15 protein-coding genes are annotated in these 15233 nt (G+C 45.6%); 12 read left to right on the forward strand and 3 right to left on the reverse strand.

Going from position 1 to position 15233, the window contains the following annotated elements:
- Positions 1-48: 48 nt before the first annotated feature.
- Positions 49-1437, reverse strand: a complete 1389-nt coding sequence (locus DESOR_RS24435; RefSeq protein ID WP_042331629.1) for a DUF5667 domain-containing protein — start codon at positions 1435-1437, stop codon at positions 49-51.
- Positions 1438-1680: 243 nt separating this feature from the next.
- On the opposite strand from DESOR_RS24435, the gene DESOR_RS24440 reads away from it, so the two are divergent.
- The 3 genes from DESOR_RS24440 to DESOR_RS24450 all read left to right on the forward strand — a co-directional run bounded on the left by DESOR_RS24440 (position 1681) and on the right by DESOR_RS24450 (position 4456).
- A complete protein-coding gene (locus tag DESOR_RS24440) occupies positions 1681-2397 on the forward strand; it encodes a glutamine amidotransferase (RefSeq protein WP_014187270.1) in 717 nt (238 codons plus the stop codon).
- Between the two features lie 352 nt (positions 2398-2749).
- Positions 2750-4099 (forward strand): ammonium transporter, encoded by a 1350-nt coding sequence (locus tag DESOR_RS24445; protein WP_014187271.1) that lies wholly within the window; start codon positions 2750-2752, stop codon positions 4097-4099.
- An 18-nt stretch (positions 4100-4117) separates the two neighbouring features.
- The gene (locus DESOR_RS24450) at positions 4118-4456 is read left to right on the forward strand and encodes a P-II family nitrogen regulator (protein WP_014187272.1); all 339 of its coding nucleotides are present in this window, start codon (positions 4118-4120) and stop codon (positions 4454-4456) included.
- A 106-nt stretch (positions 4457-4562) separates the two neighbouring features.
- Here the strand turns inward: DESOR_RS24450 and DESOR_RS24455 are convergent, their stop codons facing one another.
- Positions 4563-5435: a chemotaxis protein CheV gene (locus tag DESOR_RS24455; protein ID WP_014187273.1), complete on the reverse strand. Its 873-nt coding sequence runs from the start codon at positions 5433-5435 to the stop codon at positions 4563-4565.
- Between the two features lie 212 nt (positions 5436-5647).
- Between DESOR_RS24455 and DESOR_RS24460 the strand changes: the two genes are divergently transcribed.
- The 5 genes from DESOR_RS24460 to DESOR_RS24475 all read left to right on the forward strand — a co-directional run bounded on the left by DESOR_RS24460 (position 5648) and on the right by DESOR_RS24475 (position 9098).
- Entirely contained in the window at positions 5648-6301 is a 654-nt protein-coding gene (locus DESOR_RS24460) for a cytochrome c3 family protein (protein ID WP_014187274.1), read from the forward strand.
- Complete coding sequence (locus tag DESOR_RS24465) at positions 6294-6986, forward strand: formate dehydrogenase subunit gamma (protein WP_014187275.1); 693 nt, start codon at positions 6294-6296, stop codon at positions 6984-6986. Before DESOR_RS24460 ends, DESOR_RS24465 begins: the two co-directional genes overlap by 8 nt.
- A 269-nt stretch (positions 6987-7255) precedes the next feature.
- A complete protein-coding gene (locus DESOR_RS28455) occupies positions 7256-7660 on the forward strand; it encodes a 4Fe-4S dicluster domain-containing protein (RefSeq protein WP_014187277.1) in 405 nt (134 codons plus the stop codon).
- On the forward strand, positions 7647-7802 hold the full coding sequence (locus DESOR_RS24470; protein WP_162470583.1) for a hypothetical protein: 156 nt from the start codon (positions 7647-7649) through the stop codon (positions 7800-7802). Before DESOR_RS28455 ends, DESOR_RS24470 begins: the two co-directional genes overlap by 14 nt.
- Before the next feature lie 15 nt (positions 7803-7817).
- Positions 7818-9098, forward strand: a complete 1281-nt coding sequence (locus DESOR_RS24475; protein ID WP_014187278.1) for an NAD(P)/FAD-dependent oxidoreductase — start codon at positions 7818-7820, stop codon at positions 9096-9098.
- On the opposite strand, the gene DESOR_RS24480 is transcribed toward DESOR_RS24475, so the two are convergent.
- A complete protein-coding gene (locus tag DESOR_RS24480) occupies positions 9066-11063 on the reverse strand; it encodes a methyl-accepting chemotaxis protein (RefSeq protein ID WP_014187279.1) in 1998 nt (665 codons plus the stop codon). The genes DESOR_RS24475 and DESOR_RS24480 overlap by 33 nt on opposite strands.
- 399 nt (positions 11064-11462) lie before the next feature.
- On the opposite strand from DESOR_RS24480, the gene DESOR_RS24485 reads away from it, so the two are divergent.
- The 4 genes from DESOR_RS24485 to DESOR_RS24500 are packed head-to-tail and all read left to right on the forward strand — an operon-like array spanning position 11463 to position 15232.
- Positions 11463-12623, forward strand: a complete 1161-nt coding sequence (locus DESOR_RS24485) for an ABC transporter substrate-binding protein (RefSeq protein ID WP_081468558.1) — start codon at positions 11463-11465, stop codon at positions 12621-12623.
- 18 nt (positions 12624-12641) lie between these two features.
- Positions 12642-13529 (forward strand): branched-chain amino acid ABC transporter permease, encoded by an 888-nt coding sequence (locus DESOR_RS24490; protein WP_014187281.1) that lies wholly within the window; start codon positions 12642-12644, stop codon positions 13527-13529.
- A complete protein-coding gene (locus DESOR_RS24495; RefSeq protein ID WP_014187282.1) occupies positions 13530-14474 on the forward strand; it encodes a branched-chain amino acid ABC transporter permease in 945 nt (314 codons plus the stop codon).
- On the forward strand, positions 14471-15232 hold the full coding sequence (locus DESOR_RS24500; RefSeq protein WP_014187283.1) for an ABC transporter ATP-binding protein: 762 nt from the start codon (positions 14471-14473) through the stop codon (positions 15230-15232). The genes DESOR_RS24495 and DESOR_RS24500 overlap by 4 nt, the downstream gene beginning before the upstream one ends.
- Position 15233: the final 1 nt, after the last annotated feature.

Here is a 15233-nt window from a genome sequence, read left to right on the forward strand (position 1 = left end):
TAAATATTTCTATTATTTATGACATTATTTAGAAAAAATTTTTTATCTTTACTTACTTCCAGATTTGCCTCCTGATTTGCTTCCAGATTTGCCCCCAGATTTTCCTTCTGACTTACTTGAGGATTTATCGCTTTTTTTATTCTCAGTGGATGTCTTTTCTTGAGTTTTATCTCCCTCCTGATCTTGAACAGAGCTATTTACGCTTGAATCCTTTTCTAATAAAGTACTCTCTATCTCAGGTAAAGTACTCTCTATCTCAGGCTGAGGCTTTATTTCTTCTTGCTGTTTTTGTTCAGCTTTTGGCTCTTCTTTAGTAGTGGTTATTTTATCATTTTTTTTAGCATCATCACTTAACTGTCCTTGATGATCCTGCTGCTTAGTCTCTAATTTCCCTTGAACTTCGGCTTTTTTAGTTTCTGTAGTTCCTTTATTTTTAGTTTCGTCCTTTTGTACATTTGATTTTAAACTTACTTTAGAGGCGGTATCCGTTAAAGTATTTGTTGTTAAAGCCATCGCTTTAACTGCCGTATCCCCAGCAACTACTTCCGTTTCTGCAGTCTCCTCTGAAGTCTCCTCCTGCTGGTCAAGGGTTTCATCAAGGTTTTCCAGAGCGGCTTGGTCCTCTTCGCTCAATTCACTGTCCTCTATCCCTTTGGTTGCCTTCCTTAATTCTTTAGCAACTTTTAGTTGATCCTTTTTTTCCATCTTAGCAATACTTTTTTCCATAGAACGAACAACATTTAATGCTACCTTTTGAGCGGCCTGAGGCGGTAATTTATCCAACAGCCCGCCTAGGGTTTGAATATTTTTAGCATGAGTTTGACTCAATGCGGTCTCCAGCTTTTGAGTCACTTCAGAATCCGTATCAGTCAGGGAAGCCAGAAAAGCCTGGGCTTGAGTTAATTTTTCCGAATACGCTGTCAGGGCACCTTCAGCTTCTTCAGTATCCCCCTTCGCGATCATTGCACTGGCTTCTGCCATCCGCTCTAAGGCTTGTTCCTCTAAAAGCTCCGTTTTCTTTTCAGGATCAAAGGTCAGTGCTACTTGAAGTTTTTCAATCAATGTTGTCAGCCAATAAAAGGGAGAATCCGGCAAGGTCCCTGGTGCAACAACATCTCCGTTTTCATCAACTGCCGGCGGAATATCTTCATCACCAGTATCAGAGCTGTCGGAATCGGAAGTTTCCCCAGCATCAGTTCCTGCGGTATCTCCAGTCTCTGTGCTGCCTTCTGTCCCATCAATTGCCTCCGTATCCGTATTAACAACATCATCCGGATTTGAAGCACTTACGTCTGCCATCTCCGCACCAGAGTCAGTTCCCAAGCTTTCTGCAACTGTACTCTGATCGGCGGCTGTCTCAGCCAGGGCAAGGGGGGCATACAAAGGCATAACACAGAGTGCTAGGGTCAATATTATGGCCAATCTCTTGTTTAACATAGTCATCTTCACTCCTTATAACCTCAACTATCAAGCTTTTTTGCATTATACTACTCAGCAAAAGCCCTCAACAAGCATATTTTTTAATATTGGGACAAAAGGACTAGAAATTGAGTACATTAAACCCAGCCCAAAGTGTTAAAATATAAAAATTAACTATAATTTTTTAGTTACATTTAAAGGAAAAAGCAAATTGAAAAAGAACTATAGGATAATAAATATCATAAGTGGAGAAAACGCATCGTGAAAAAACTACTTATCATTAAAACCGGCACAACCTTTCCATCCATTCTCAAAGATCACGGGGATTTTGAGGACTTCATTATTAACCGCATTGGAACTATACCCTACTCCAGTTATTGCATCTGGTCGGTCTATAAGCATGAACCTCCGCCGGATTTAGTTGATATTGCCGGCATCATCATAACGGGCTCCCACGCCATGGTCTCAGATTTTGAGGACTGGAATGTGAGGCTTTCAGACTGGCTAAGGGAAAATTTACACATGGCCATTCCTACCTTGGGAATATGTTATGGGCATCAGCTTCTTTGCCAGGCATTAGGCGGACAAGTCACCTATCATCCACAAGGAAAAGAAATCGGAACCGTTCAAATTCAGCAAACGGAAGCGGGTAAAAATGATCCCTTATTTTCCGTTCTCCCCAGCACATTTTTGGGGCATGTTACCCATGCTCAAACCATCCTCAACCTTCCTCCAGGAGCACACATCCTGGCTAATAATGATTTTGAGGAGCATCACGCCTTTGCACTCCATGATACCATTTGGGGGGTCCAGTTCCACCCGGAATTTGATGCTGCCATTACACAGGCCTACATTAAAGAACAAGAATCCAGCTTAATTTCAGAAGGATATGCCGTTGAAAGTATCAAGAATTCCGTAACAGACCATTCATTTGGCAGATTACTATTTCAGCGCTTCCTTGAGATTAGCAACCTTTAATAATCTCTATGTCTATCTCTGTCTACATCTTTATCTTTACTTTTTCCTTTGCCAATGAGCTTGGATCAGAGAATTGTACTTAATTAGATTTAAATTCTCTACAATTATGAATACAAAATTCATGCAAAAAACCTATTCCCCAAATCCAAAAGAAGTGCTACTATAATATCAACCCGTTGAACATTCCGAAGTTCACTAGATCAAATGTTTTGAGGTCAATGATGCCCTCAGGGAAACCTGAGGGCATTTCTCTTTATAAGGCTCGGCAATGGCGCCTGTGAGTAGAAGTACTGCTGCTCATTAGGCGCTTTTTGTTTAACATAAAATTTTAAATTTGAAAGGAGTAAGAACGATGAAAACAAGAACACCCTTACTAAAAAAAGGAATTATTCTAGGTCTGATAACCGCACTTTTTCTTTCCATTCCTGGAATCGCCTTAGGCGCTGACCCTAGCGTTGAAAGCAACGCCGTTGCCATTGATACCGTCTGGACTCTGGTCGCCGGATTTTTAGTCTTCTTTATGCAAGCTGGATTTGCTATGGTTGAAGCAGGATTTACTCGTGCAAAGAACGCCGGGAATATTATTATGAAAAATTTAATGGACTTTGCAATTGGATCTCTCATCTACTGGCTATTAGGATTCGCTATCATGTTTGGTATTGATAAAGCCGGACTTATCGGCACCACAGGCTTTGGGCTGTCGGACTCATTTGAACACTTAGGTCTGTCCATTCCCCTTCCTGCCTTCCTTCTCTTCCAAACCGTATTTGCTGCAACAGCAGCGACCATTGTTTCAGGGGCTATGGCAGAACGAACTAAATTTATATCCTATATCATTTACAGTTTTGTAATCAGTGCAGTTATCTATCCTGTAGTCGGACACTGGATCTGGGGCGGCGGCTGGTTAGCCGAACGAGGTATGATTGACTTTGCAGGATCCACCGTTGTTCACTCTGTCGGAGGATGGGCTGCATTAATTGGTGCCATACTGATCGGACCACGGGTAGGCAAGTACGACAAAGACGGAAAATCCCATGCCATCCCGGGACACAATATTACCCTCGGCGCTCTGGGAGTCTTTATCCTCTGGTTTGGCTGGTTTGGTTTTAACCCCGGGAGTACACTTTCCGGAACAAGTCCTGACATTGGTGCTATCGCTTTAAACACAAACCTTGCAGCAGCTGCAGGTGCCACAGTAACTATGATTGTGACTTGGATCAAATATAAGAAACCTGATGTTTCCTTAACCTTAAACGGTGCTTTAGCAGGTCTGGTAGCCATTACGGCTGGATGTTTAGCTGTCAGCCCTGTGGGTGCAGCCATCATCGGAGCCTTAGCAGGAGTCTTAATCGTTTTCTCTGTGGAATTTATTGATCTGGTTCTCAAGATTGACGACCCGGTCGGAGCTATTTCCGTCCATGGTGTCTGCGGATGTTTTGGTACAGTGATGGTTGGTTTCTTCGCAGTAGACGGCGGCCTCTTTTATGGCGGCGGAACGGCTTTATTAGTAACGCAAATCATCGGTGTTGTTTCCGTCTTCATCTGGACAGCCGCAACGGCCCTCGTACTCTTCGGAGCCATCAAAGCAACTCTGGGCTTACGAGTTACTGAAGAAGAAGAAGTTAAAGGTCTTGACCTGGGTGAACACGGCATGGAAGCCTATTCGGGCTTTGAAATGAAAGCACCGTCAGTCAATATCTAAGAAACGTAAGGATTGATTATGAAAATCATCGAATGTATTGTTCGACCGTCAAAGGTAGCCGCTATTCAGCGCTCCCTCAGCGGATATGGAGTTAGAGGGATGACGTTAACCAATGTACTGGGCTGTGGTTCACAAAAAGGCATCACCGAATTCTACCGTGGCTACTCCATAACCAATGACTTTTTCATCAAGACAAAGATCGAATTATTAGTTGCCGATGAAGTAGTCCATTACCTTGTTGAAGTGATTAATACCATCGCTAATACCGGTGAACCCGGCGACGGCAAAGTCTTTATCTCGAATATCGAGAATGCTGTCAGAATCCGCTCCTTTGAATGTGGCAACATGGTCATTTAAAAAGGTCCTTTAATTAAAACGATAAAAAGTAGAGGTCGTCTGCGGACACCTCTACTTTTTTAGTATAATCTAAGATTTTTTAGGGTTAGGTCTGCTCTACAAACCACTAACTCCTGATATTAATAACCATCTCCACCAATTTATCAATTTGAGGCTTGGTGATCTGGGCATCGGCACCAACACTCAAACCCTTATGAGCCAGCCCTTCACTGGCAATGGAGGAAAACAATATGACAGGAATGTTCTTCAATTTTTCATCACTTTTTATTTGCTTTGTTAAAGTTAAGCCATCCATGACCGGCATTTCAATATCCGTAATCACACAATATATCTCATCAATAGAGCTGTTTTGCAAAAACTCAAGAGCGTCCTGGCCATTGCTGAATTTTTCCACACTCGCTCCAGCCTTTACTAAGGACTCATTAACAACTTTTAACAGGAAGGTAGAGTCTTCTGCAACCACAAGTTTTTTCCCTTCCAGCCCTTTTGTCGTTCTTGATTCTCTAAGAGCCAAGGCAGGATCAATATCCGCCAGGATTTTTTCTAAATCCAACATTAAAATAATCTCATCGTTACCGCCCTTAACAATGCCTGTTATGGGCGTTTCGTTCTGGGTAAGAAGAATTGATGAGGGTGTCTCGATTTCTTTCCAAGACAATCTTCTGATACCACTGACTAAACTAACCTCCACGGCAAAGTCACTGTTATTAATATTGATAAGGATTAACAGCCTATCCTTGGATGCTTTGGAACATTCTTGTTTGAGGGTTTTGATTAAATCCAGTACAGGAATAACCCTGCCTCTATAGTTAATTACTCCACTGACATTTTTATTGGAATTAGGCACTTCTGTAATGGGCTGATAAGGAAGAATACATTCTACTTTAGCAACGTTAACACCTAACAAGCTGTTCCCCGCTTTAAAAACAACAATCTCTAGTTCATTGATACCGCTTTCCAGTAATATTTCTTGCTTCAAACCAATTCCCCCTTAAATCATCCTTCTCCCGACAATATTCGATTATTAATTAAATACTATTCTACCATACCGATAGCAAAATGACAGCTTTGCTATGTTTATTTAACCAGATTATGAACCATAATGTGCATACATTCAGTGTGTCTGCGAAATACTAATTCAAGTCACTTGAATGCTTGTGAGGAAATATCAAGTTTGAAGAGGTGCACTGAATGTACAAGGAAAAAACACAGCCCTTAACAATGCTAATGAACATTTTCCTGCTGGTCCTCCTATCCCTGGCTGTCTCAGCCGCTCCCGCCCAAGGGGAGGAAAGCTGTCTGCAATGCCATGGGGATAAGGCATCCAATCTACAAAGTTCTGTCCATAGCTTTTTAAGCTGTACAAGCTGCCACACAAACATTCAGGGATTTCCACATCCTGAAGGAGCTGCCTTAACCAAAAAAGAGGTCGTTGCCGCTTGTTCAAGCTGCCATAAAGGAGAAATCGCCGAAAGCTATGCCGAGAGCTACCATGGCAAAGCTGTCAAGCTGGGCAGCACAAAAGCTGCAACCTGCGCAAATTGTCACGGGTCTCATAATATTCTGGGTCCGGATGACCCCAAATCCCTAGTATCTGCTGCCAACACGCCAAAAACCTGTGCCGGCTGTCACGATAAGGCTTCACCTGGTTTCTCGCAAGGTGAGACACATTTCAAGCTTGCATCTACAGGTTCAGGTGCCCCCATGTACTACACCGCTAAGTTTTTTGTCTGGCTGACCATCATAACCATTACTTTACTAATTATCCATATTGAAATGCAACTCTATCATAATCTGCGTTCAGTTCTGGGTGCAAGAAAAAAAGGCGGTGATAACCTTGGCTAAAGAACAAGTCTTTCGGCGCTATGATCTCCATATTCGGATTCAGCACATCATGATGTTCACCAGTTTTATTGTCCTGACCATTACGGGTTTGCCCATCAAATTCGAACAAAGCAGTATTTCATCGGGGATTGCCTCTTTATTCGGCGGATTTGATACCATGTTTGCAGTTCATCTGGCAGCAGGCACCGTAATGCTGCTATCCTTTATTTATCATTTAATCTACTTAGTGGTCTATCCCTTTGTCGCCAAGAAAGCCTCTTGGGCAATCCTGCCCAGCGGCAAAGATTTTACTGATGTGATTCATGATGTTCAGTTTTTATTAGGTTTCAGAAAAGATCCCCCCCGCTTTGAGCGTTACTCCTATAAAGAAAAGTTTGACTACTGGGCTGTTTTCTGGGGCATGGCCATCATGGGCGGCTCAGGCCTTATGATGTGGTTCCCCCAAATATTTACCCAGTATATCCCTCTATGGGTAATTCAATGCGCCCGCTACGCCCACACTGACGAGGCCATCTTAGCCATCACGGCCATCTTTATTTGGCATTTCTTTAACGTTCACTTTAATCCCAGATCCTTCCCCATGAATCATCTTTGGTATAAAGGAACCATAACCCGGTCAGAAATGGAACATGATCATCCCATGGAATTAGAGCGCCTTGACAGGGAAAACGGAACATCCGGCTAGGCTGCAAAAAGGAGGATAATTTAATGGCGGAGGAATATAGATACAGTAATAGCCTGATACTGACCATCATTGAGATGATCATTTATGCTGTGGTTCTGGTGCTGTTTTTGATGTGGCACTTGTAAGCAGTCATCTGATAGAAACGATTCATAAAACGCGTGGTAACTCTAATTGAGCTGCCAGGCGTTTTTTAATTAGCGCATGTACTTCTATTACCCGGAAAATAACATATGTTCAAATTAGGTAAAAAGAGCTGAGGAGGTATAAAGTTGAGACAGATCTTGGTCCGAAGCGAACATTGTCTTGGTTGTAAGAGCTGTGAGCTTGCTTGTGCAGTTTCTCACTCAACAAGCAAGAACTTGTTCCAAGCAATCACAGAGCTTAACCCGCCGCAAAAAAGGATCTTCGTCGAGTCCAATGGGGAATATAATTTTCCCTTGCAATGCCGGCAGTGTTTAGACGCTCCTTGTGTTCACGCCTGTATGAGCGGAGCTATGCAATTTGATTTGCAAAGCGGTTTGATTCAAGTTGACGAACAAAAGTGCGTAGGATGCCTGATGTGTGTCATGGTCTGCCCATTCGGTGCTATCGCTGAAATACCGGCCAGCCGTCGGGTCAGCAAATGCGACCGCTGCCAGGATTCTGATTATCACCCCGCCTGTGCTGGGAAGTAAAGGCGTCACAGAATTGCTGACAGCAGGGCTGACGGATGTCATCGGCGGCAAGTTCTATGTGGAGACCGATCCTCTCAAAGCGGCCCAAGGTCTGATTACAGATATCCGGGCCAAACGAAAAAACCTCGGACTACCTAATTAAAGGCAGGACAAACTCATGAAATATATTGTAATTGGCAATAGTGCTGCAGGCTTGTTTGCCGTGGAAGAAATCCGCAAACATGATACTCAGTCGGAAATTATTGTTCTCACAAAGGATGAAGAGCCCAGTTATTCCCGGTGCCTAACCACTTATTTCTTAGCCGGAGACATCCCTGATTACCGACTTTACTTACGGGATTCGGACTTTCTTCAGCGCCTGAAACTGACCATAGTTTATGGCGTGGAAATCCAGAGAATTGATCCTGAAAACCAGCGTGTTCAAAGCACCGATGGCCGGGAGTGGGAGTACGGCAAACTCTTACTGGCTATGGGAGCCTCGGCCAAGAAGCTGTCTATTAAAGGGGGAACCCTCCCGGAGGTTTTTACCCTGCGCAACCTGCAGGATGCCTTAAGGATTAACGAGGTTATAGAAGGAGGAGCGCAAAAAGCTGTGGTAATCGGAGGAGGTTTGGTCAGCCTCAAGAGCGCCTATGCCTTAAAAAAACGCGGGCTTGATGTTACGGCAGTAATCTCTTCCCCTCAGATTCTCTCACAAATGCTGAATCAAAAAGCAGCGCATATAATTCAAAAGCACTTAGAAGCCCACGGTCTGAAGTTTCTATTGAATACCAGCCCTGAAGCCATCACCGGCAAGGACAGGGTCCGTGGGGTTTTGATCCCACCGGATTCTGCCCTCCCTGCTGATCTGGTCATTATAGGCAAGGGAGTCAAACCCAATGTGGGAGCTCTCAATAATCCCGGCTTTAAGATTGGCCGTGGTCTGCAAGTAGATGCTTATATGGCCACCAGCCTGCCCAATATTTTCGCGGCGGGAGATATTGCCGAGACCTGGGATTTAGTGCGCAGGGAGTACACCGTCAATGCTACTTGGCCCAACGCCGCCGCTCAAGGCAGGATTGCCGGAGCAAATATGTGCGGCCAGCGAGAACCTTATCCCGGATCACTGAGCTTCAACTCCGTGGACTTTTTCGGCCTTGCCGCCATGTCCGTGGGAATCACCAGAATCCCGGCAAATGAGCCGCATAACCATTGGAGTCAGGACGAAAGCCTGAGTATGATTGACGGCAGGCCCTCTTATCAATGCCTAATCTGGCAGGGCAATGTGCTTAAGGGCTTTACATTGGTGGGAGAAACCTCTCAAGGCGGTATTTTGACAGCGCTCCTTAAAGCCGGCCGCCCTTTTAGTCACGGAGAAAAAGTATTAGCTAGGACAAAGAGAGGCAGCCTGGCTGTGGGGCAGATCTTAAACCGTAAAGCTGGCGACAATCGTACTTAGATGATTGGAGCTTTCTTTGGATGCTGCTGCCTGTCTTAGAACCTCATCAGATTTTTCAGCTGCGGTTATGCTTTTTTGGGCAATGTTGGTGGTTCCTTCGGCCCCTTGATTAGCCGCCACGGCAATCTCTTCGATGACTTTTGCCATTTCCTGTATGGAAGCAGTTAACTCCTGGGACGTGGCGCTGAACTCAGATACGAGTTGATCTACAAATTCGGCATCCTTGTAATACTGATCGCCGGTAGTCACCATGGACTCGTAGTCCTTAAGCACCTGCTGGTTAATAAAGTCTAAGACATTGGCCGAGCTTGCCGATAAGTTTTCTACAGAGGATACCACATGTTTGGTTACTTCCTGAATTTCATTGACCGCCTGTTTGGAGTTCTCCGCTAATTTGCGTATCTCATCCGCTACGACGGCAAAGCCTCTTCCCGCTTCCCCTGCCCTGGCTGCTTCAATAGCGGCATTTAAAGCAAGCAAATTCGTTTGCGAGGTAATTTGCAGTATGGAATCCGAGAGGACATTGATCTGTTCCACAGCTTTTGATTCCTCAATAGCTCTCATCAGCTTCTCTTGAGAGCTTTGATAAATGGTTTGGGCGTTTTGCCGGGATGAGACCGCATTTTGTTTAAGTTCCCTGGCTCTTAGGCTGATTTCCCCTGCAGAAACCGCTCCTTCTTGGGCCTTTAGGGCAATGGAGCTAACGGCATTCTCAATTTCAGTGGCCGTCGCACTCATTTCTTCAGTGGAGGCAGCGGTCTCTTCCATACCTGCCGACAGCTCCTCAGTGGTTGAAGAAACCTCTTCAATCTGGCCGGTTAACTCAGCCACAGCCTGTTCTGTGCTGATCACGGAGTTTGCCACGTTGTGGGATTCTTCCATAACCCCTTTAACCAATTCCCGGACGGATTGCTGCATGGATTCAATGGCTTTGGCCAGGAGTCCGATTTCATCCTTTCTGATCACCAGCTCTTTGGGACATTCGTGAGTAAAGTCTCCCGTTGAGATGACCTTGAGGTGCTCCGAAGCCGACATGATAGGCTGAGAAATTAATTTGGAAACAAAATAGCCTGCTCCTAAGCTTAACAGCATGATGACTGCCGACAAGATCAGAACGGAGTTGCCCATGGTTTTTATCCCGGCCATTAATTCCGCCTTAGGTGCAGCCACTGCCAAAGACCAACCTGTCCCATTCACAGGTGCAAACCCTAGGTATTTAACCTCCCCGTTATACTTATACTCACCTACGCCGCTGTTCCCTTCCGTCATCTGTTTCTCCAGGTTGACTAAAGACTGCAAACTGGGATCCTTCTGGACATTGACAAAGTCATTGTCCATATTGAAGACCAGTTCCCGATTACTATGTGCAATCTTCGTCCCCTTTTCATTAATCATAAACGCCTTGCCTGATTTGCCGAAGGTAATGTCGTTGGTAAGATTGCTTAACTCGTTGCCATCCTTAAGGGCCCCCAGAACTCCAACGATTTTACCGTCCTGTTTTATGGGTATCGCATAAACTATGATTAGGGAACCGTCATCTTTACTGATGATGGGCTCAGATATAGCCCTGCCGCCTGCAATGGCCTTCTGAAAATAGTCCCTGTCATTAATATTCACGATTTTTCCCGTTGTCATAGCTGCCGACCCATCCAATCCCGCGATGAGCATGGAAACATACCCGTTCCTGTTGACTTCCTCCTGGAGAATTTTGTTTTTATCCTCCCATGAATTGTTGGCATCCTTTATTCTATCCCGGTTAGCTATAACTTCCAGGCTCCCCAGCACAGCATTCATTCTTTCTGATACCACCTGGGCTCCTTGTCCTGCAACCTGGGGCAGGGTCTCATTCACCTGGGAAGTCATGGCCTTGGAAGCTGTAAGGTATGAGGCCAGGCCTAAACTGGTACAGACCACTAACAAGAGCAGCCCAATATAAAGAATCATTTTTATCTTTATGCTTTTCATTACTGTTACACTCCTATCTAGCAAACCTCTTCTTCAAATTCCATACTTTCAATACTCCGATATCTTACATCCTATGTCTTTATTTCTTTATTTCTTTATGTCTTTTTTTCTTTATTTCTTTATGCCTTTTCTCCTGTCTCCTTGTCTCTCCATACCCCCCTTTAAGTTTTGTCGATCTGTTTTCAAGGTATTTATTTTTATTTAATATTATTTTATAATTATTATATATATAAATCAATAACTTTATTTAAATTAATAAAAATTTTAATGAGCTGCAGAGTTTTCAAACTATACAAACTTCGCGGTTTTTTTAAAATCCTAGCAGGTATTCCATAAAATTTGACGAATAGTTATGTCTATTATAAAACACATCATAATAAGGAAGGTGTAATTACAACAATGAAAAAAGGTCTGACAAAATGGTTTACGGGGATGATGATCGGAGCCCTGCTCCTAACCACCGCCGGATGCGGTGCAGGTTCTGCCCCCGCTGAAAGTTCAGGTTCCGGTTCTGATGCCGGAGGAACCGCCAAGATCGGGGTCATCGCCTATCTCACGGGAGGCGGAGCAGCCTACGGCCAGGCTCAAAAGGAAGGCCTGGAGCTGGCTAAAGATGAAATCAACGCTCAAGGCAAGGTTAAGATCGAACTTATTTATGAAGATTCCCGGGGAGACAAGACGGAAGCTATCAACGCCGCTAATAAGTTAATCAACAAGGACAACGTTGTCGGCATTATAGGACCAACCTTAAGCGGATCCATGTTCGCCGTTGGTCCTATTGCTAACCAATCAGGAGTACCCATCATGGGAACCTCTACCACAGCTGAAGGAATCACGGATATCGGAGACTATGTCTTCCGCAACGCTTTGCCTGAGTCTTCCGCCGTTCCTCAAGCCGTTAAAGCCGCCGTTGAAAAGTACGGCCTGAAAAAAGTGGCTATGATGTATTCCAGCAATAACGACTGGGCAGTTTCCGGTTTTAAAACCATGGAGCAAGCCCTCAAGGATAATGGCGTGGAAATCCTGGCAACAGAAACCTTCGCCGACAAAGATACTGACTTCTCCGCCCAATTAACCAAAATTGCCTCCTTAAAACCCGATGCCGTCATGGTATCCAGCCTTTACCAAGAGGCTTCCCTCGTTCTCAAAAAAGCCCGGGAAATCGGCATTGACGTGCCTTTTGTCGGCACCAACGGCTTCAACTCACCGGAGTTAATCAAAATTGCCGGAGACGCTGCTAACGGAGCTATTGTGGCCAGCCCCTGGTACCCAGGCAAAGACAACGAAAAGGTTCAAAAATTTGTAACTGACTATAAAGCTAAATATGACAAAGTACCCGACCAATTCGCAGCCCAATCCTATGACGCCCTTTACATCTATGCCAGTGCTTTAGAGCAGGCTGGTTCAACCACCGACCGCACCAAACTCCGGGACGGCCTGGCAGCTATTAAAGATTTCCAAGGGGTCACCGGGAAATTCGCTTTTGACGACAAGCGCAATCCTCTCATGGATGCTACAGTATTGATCATTAAAGATGGTCAGTTTACAGAATTAAAATAAACTTTAGGAGTGAAGGTCTTGTTCTGGCAACAATTGGTCAACGGCTTAACTTTAGGAAGCACCTACTCATTAGTCGCTCTAGGATACACCTTGATCATGGGAGTCCTAAACATCATCAATATGGCTCACGGAGAAGTATTTATGTTCGGGGCATTCGTCGGATTGATTCTGGTGACCTATCTGAAGGTAAATATCTTTGTGGCTATGGCCGGAGCTATGGTGGCCTGTGCGTTGCTGGGAACTTTACTAGAAATGCTGGCCCTGCGCCCTTTGCGGCGCCGGGCCGTTTCCGAGCTGGCTCCCTTAATCAGCACCATCGGCGTGTCCATCTTCCTGGAAAACCTGGCTTTAAAAATCTTCGGACCCCAATCCCAATCCTTTCCTGCCGGAGCCTTATCCGGAGCTCAGATCCAGCTGGGGCCCATTAAGATTACTCTAGTGCAAATTGTGATTCTTGGCATATCCTTCGGCTTAATGTTCATCCTGCGTTTCTGGCTGTCAAAAACCCGTATCGGCAAGGCCATCCGGACAACGGCGGAAAACATTGAAACCGCCAACCTCCTGGGCATTAACACCAACAAGATTATTCTTCTCACCGTTGCCCTGGCTTCCGGCCTGGGGGGAATTGCCGGCGTTCTGGTCGGACTCTCCATTAATGCTGTGGAACCTACCATGGGCTTGAGCATCGGCCTGAAAGGCCTGGCCGTTCTTATTCTGGGAGGAATGGGAAACATCACCGGCGCCATGCTGGGAGGCTTAATCCTGGGTATCGCCGAAGTCTTCACTGTGGCTTACGGAGCCTCTTCTTACCGGGATGCCGTAGCCTTTGGCATGATCATCCTGATTTTGTTTATTCGTCCTCAAGGACTTTTTGGATCTTCCAGCCGGCAAGGAGGACGATTCTAAATGGACGTATTATTAAACCAGTATTACCTGCAAATCGCCATCTTCATATTAATTAATGCCATCCTGGGAGTCAGCATCTACATGACCCTGGCCACAGGTCAGCTGTCCTTGGGTAATGCCGGATTTATGAGCATCGGAGCTTACACCTGCGCCATTTTAAGCGTTAAAGCCGGTCTGCCCGTCTACTTAGCCATTCCTATCGGCGGCATTGCTGCCAGCGCTGTCTCCATCGTCATCGGCTTCCCTGCTCTCAGGTTAACGGGGATTTATCTGGCCATTGCCACCCTGGGCTTCGGAGAAGTGGTCCGGGTTATTGTCTTAAACCTGAAGATTACCAACGGCGCCTTAGGGATCTCCGGGATTCCAACTCTGGGGGTCAAAATCGGCAAAATGCTCTCATCCATGGGTTTATCCAAAGGAATAGGGGGCTTAACCCCTCAGCAGACCAGTAATTTGCTGGTTTTAATCTTTCTGATTTTTTGCCTGGCCTTTTTAGTCTTTTTCTGCACCAGACTTAACCGTTCCCGAGTGGGCAGAGCCTTTGCCGCAATTAAAGCGGATGAATCGGCAGCCGAAGCCATGGGCATCAATACCACCTATTACAAACTTCTGGCCTTTGCCTTAGGCGCATTAATCGCCGGTATTGCCGGCGGACTATCCGCCCATTTAACCTTTTTTATCGGGCCCAAAGATTTCGCCTATCACCGGACTGTGGAAATCCTCACCTTCGCCGTCTTAGGGGGAAGCGATTTAATCATCGGCCCCATCGTTGGTGCCCTGCTCCTGACCATGCTGCCGGAATTGCTGCGTGCAGCCTCCGAATACCGCCTCATGGTTTACGGCGCACTGATGGTCATCATGATGGCCTTTCGCCCTCAGGGACTCATTGATGAGGACACCATACGTTTCTGGAAACGTAAGCTTGGAAGGAGGGCTAAACAATGACTTTAGTCCTTAATCAAGTGAGTAAAAGCTTCGGAGGCTTAGCCGCCCTGAGTAATGTCAGCTTCACCGTTAATGAGGGGGAAATCATGGGCATCATCGGCCCTAACGGCGCCGGCAAAACCACCCTCTTTAATTTAATTACAGGGATTTTTCCTCCTACAGAAGGAGAAATCACCTACCAAGGTCAGAATTTATTAGGCCTGCGCCCCTATAAAGTAACCGCCTTAGGCCTGGCCCGTACCTTTCAAAATATCCGTCTCTTCGGACATATGAACCCCTTGGACAACGTCATGGTAGGGGCTCATTGCCGGACGAAAGCCGGAGTATGGCAGGGATTATGGCGCACCCCTTCCCAACGCAGGGAAGAAAATAAAACCCGGGAAAAAGCCCTGAAGCTTTTGGAGTTAGTGGGTGTGGAAAACGACCCGGATTCCCCGGCAGGTTCCTTGCCCTATGGGCAGCAGCGCCGTCTGGAAATTGCCCGGGCCCTGGCCACGGAACCCAGTTTAATTCTCCTGGATGAGCCGGCGGCAGGCATGAATGAGAGTGAAACAGAAGATTTGCGTCTTCTGATTAAGAAGATACAAACCATGGGCAAAACCGTAATCTTAATTGAGCATGATATGAACCTTGTCATGAACGTCTGTGACCGACTCGTGGTAATTAATTTCGGACAAAAGATTGCTGAAGGTACTCCCGCCGAGATTCAGAAAAACCCGTTAGTCATTGAGGCGTATTTAGGCCGGGAGGAGGCGTAGA

The sequence above is a fragment of the Desulfosporosinus orientis DSM 765 genome, assembly GCF_000235605.1.
Taxonomy (GTDB): Bacteria; Bacillota; Desulfitobacteriia; order Desulfitobacteriales; family Desulfitobacteriaceae; genus Desulfosporosinus; species Desulfosporosinus orientis.

Bases quoted from the DNA above. Each gene is read 5' to 3' on its own strand.
- DESOR_RS24445 (WP_014187271.1), top strand. From the start codon at position 2,750: ATGAAAACAAGAACACCCTTACTAAAAAAAGGAATTATTCTAGGTCTG.
- DESOR_RS24475 (WP_014187278.1), top strand. From the start codon at position 7,818: ATGAAATATATTGTAATTGGCAATAGTGCTGCAGGCTTGTTTGCCGTG.
- DESOR_RS24495 (WP_014187282.1), top strand. From the start codon at position 13,530: ATGGACGTATTATTAAACCAGTATTACCTGCAAATCGCCATCTTCATA.
- DESOR_RS24485 (WP_081468558.1), top strand. From the start codon at position 11,463: ATGAAAAAAGGTCTGACAAAATGGTTTACGGGGATGATGATCGGAGCC.
- DESOR_RS24500 (WP_014187283.1), top strand. From the start codon at position 14,471: ATGACTTTAGTCCTTAATCAAGTGAGTAAAAGCTTCGGAGGCTTAGCC.
- DESOR_RS24460 (WP_014187274.1), top strand. From the start codon at position 5,648: ATGTACAAGGAAAAAACACAGCCCTTAACAATGCTAATGAACATTTTC.
- DESOR_RS24435 (WP_042331629.1), bottom strand. From the start codon at position 1,437: ATGTTAAACAAGAGATTGGCCATAATATTGACCCTAGCACTCTGTGTT.
- DESOR_RS24480 (WP_014187279.1), bottom strand. From the start codon at position 11,063: ATGAAAAGCATAAAGATAAAAATGATTCTTTATATTGGGCTGCTCTTG.
- DESOR_RS24450 (WP_014187272.1), top strand. From the start codon at position 4,118: ATGAAAATCATCGAATGTATTGTTCGACCGTCAAAGGTAGCCGCTATT.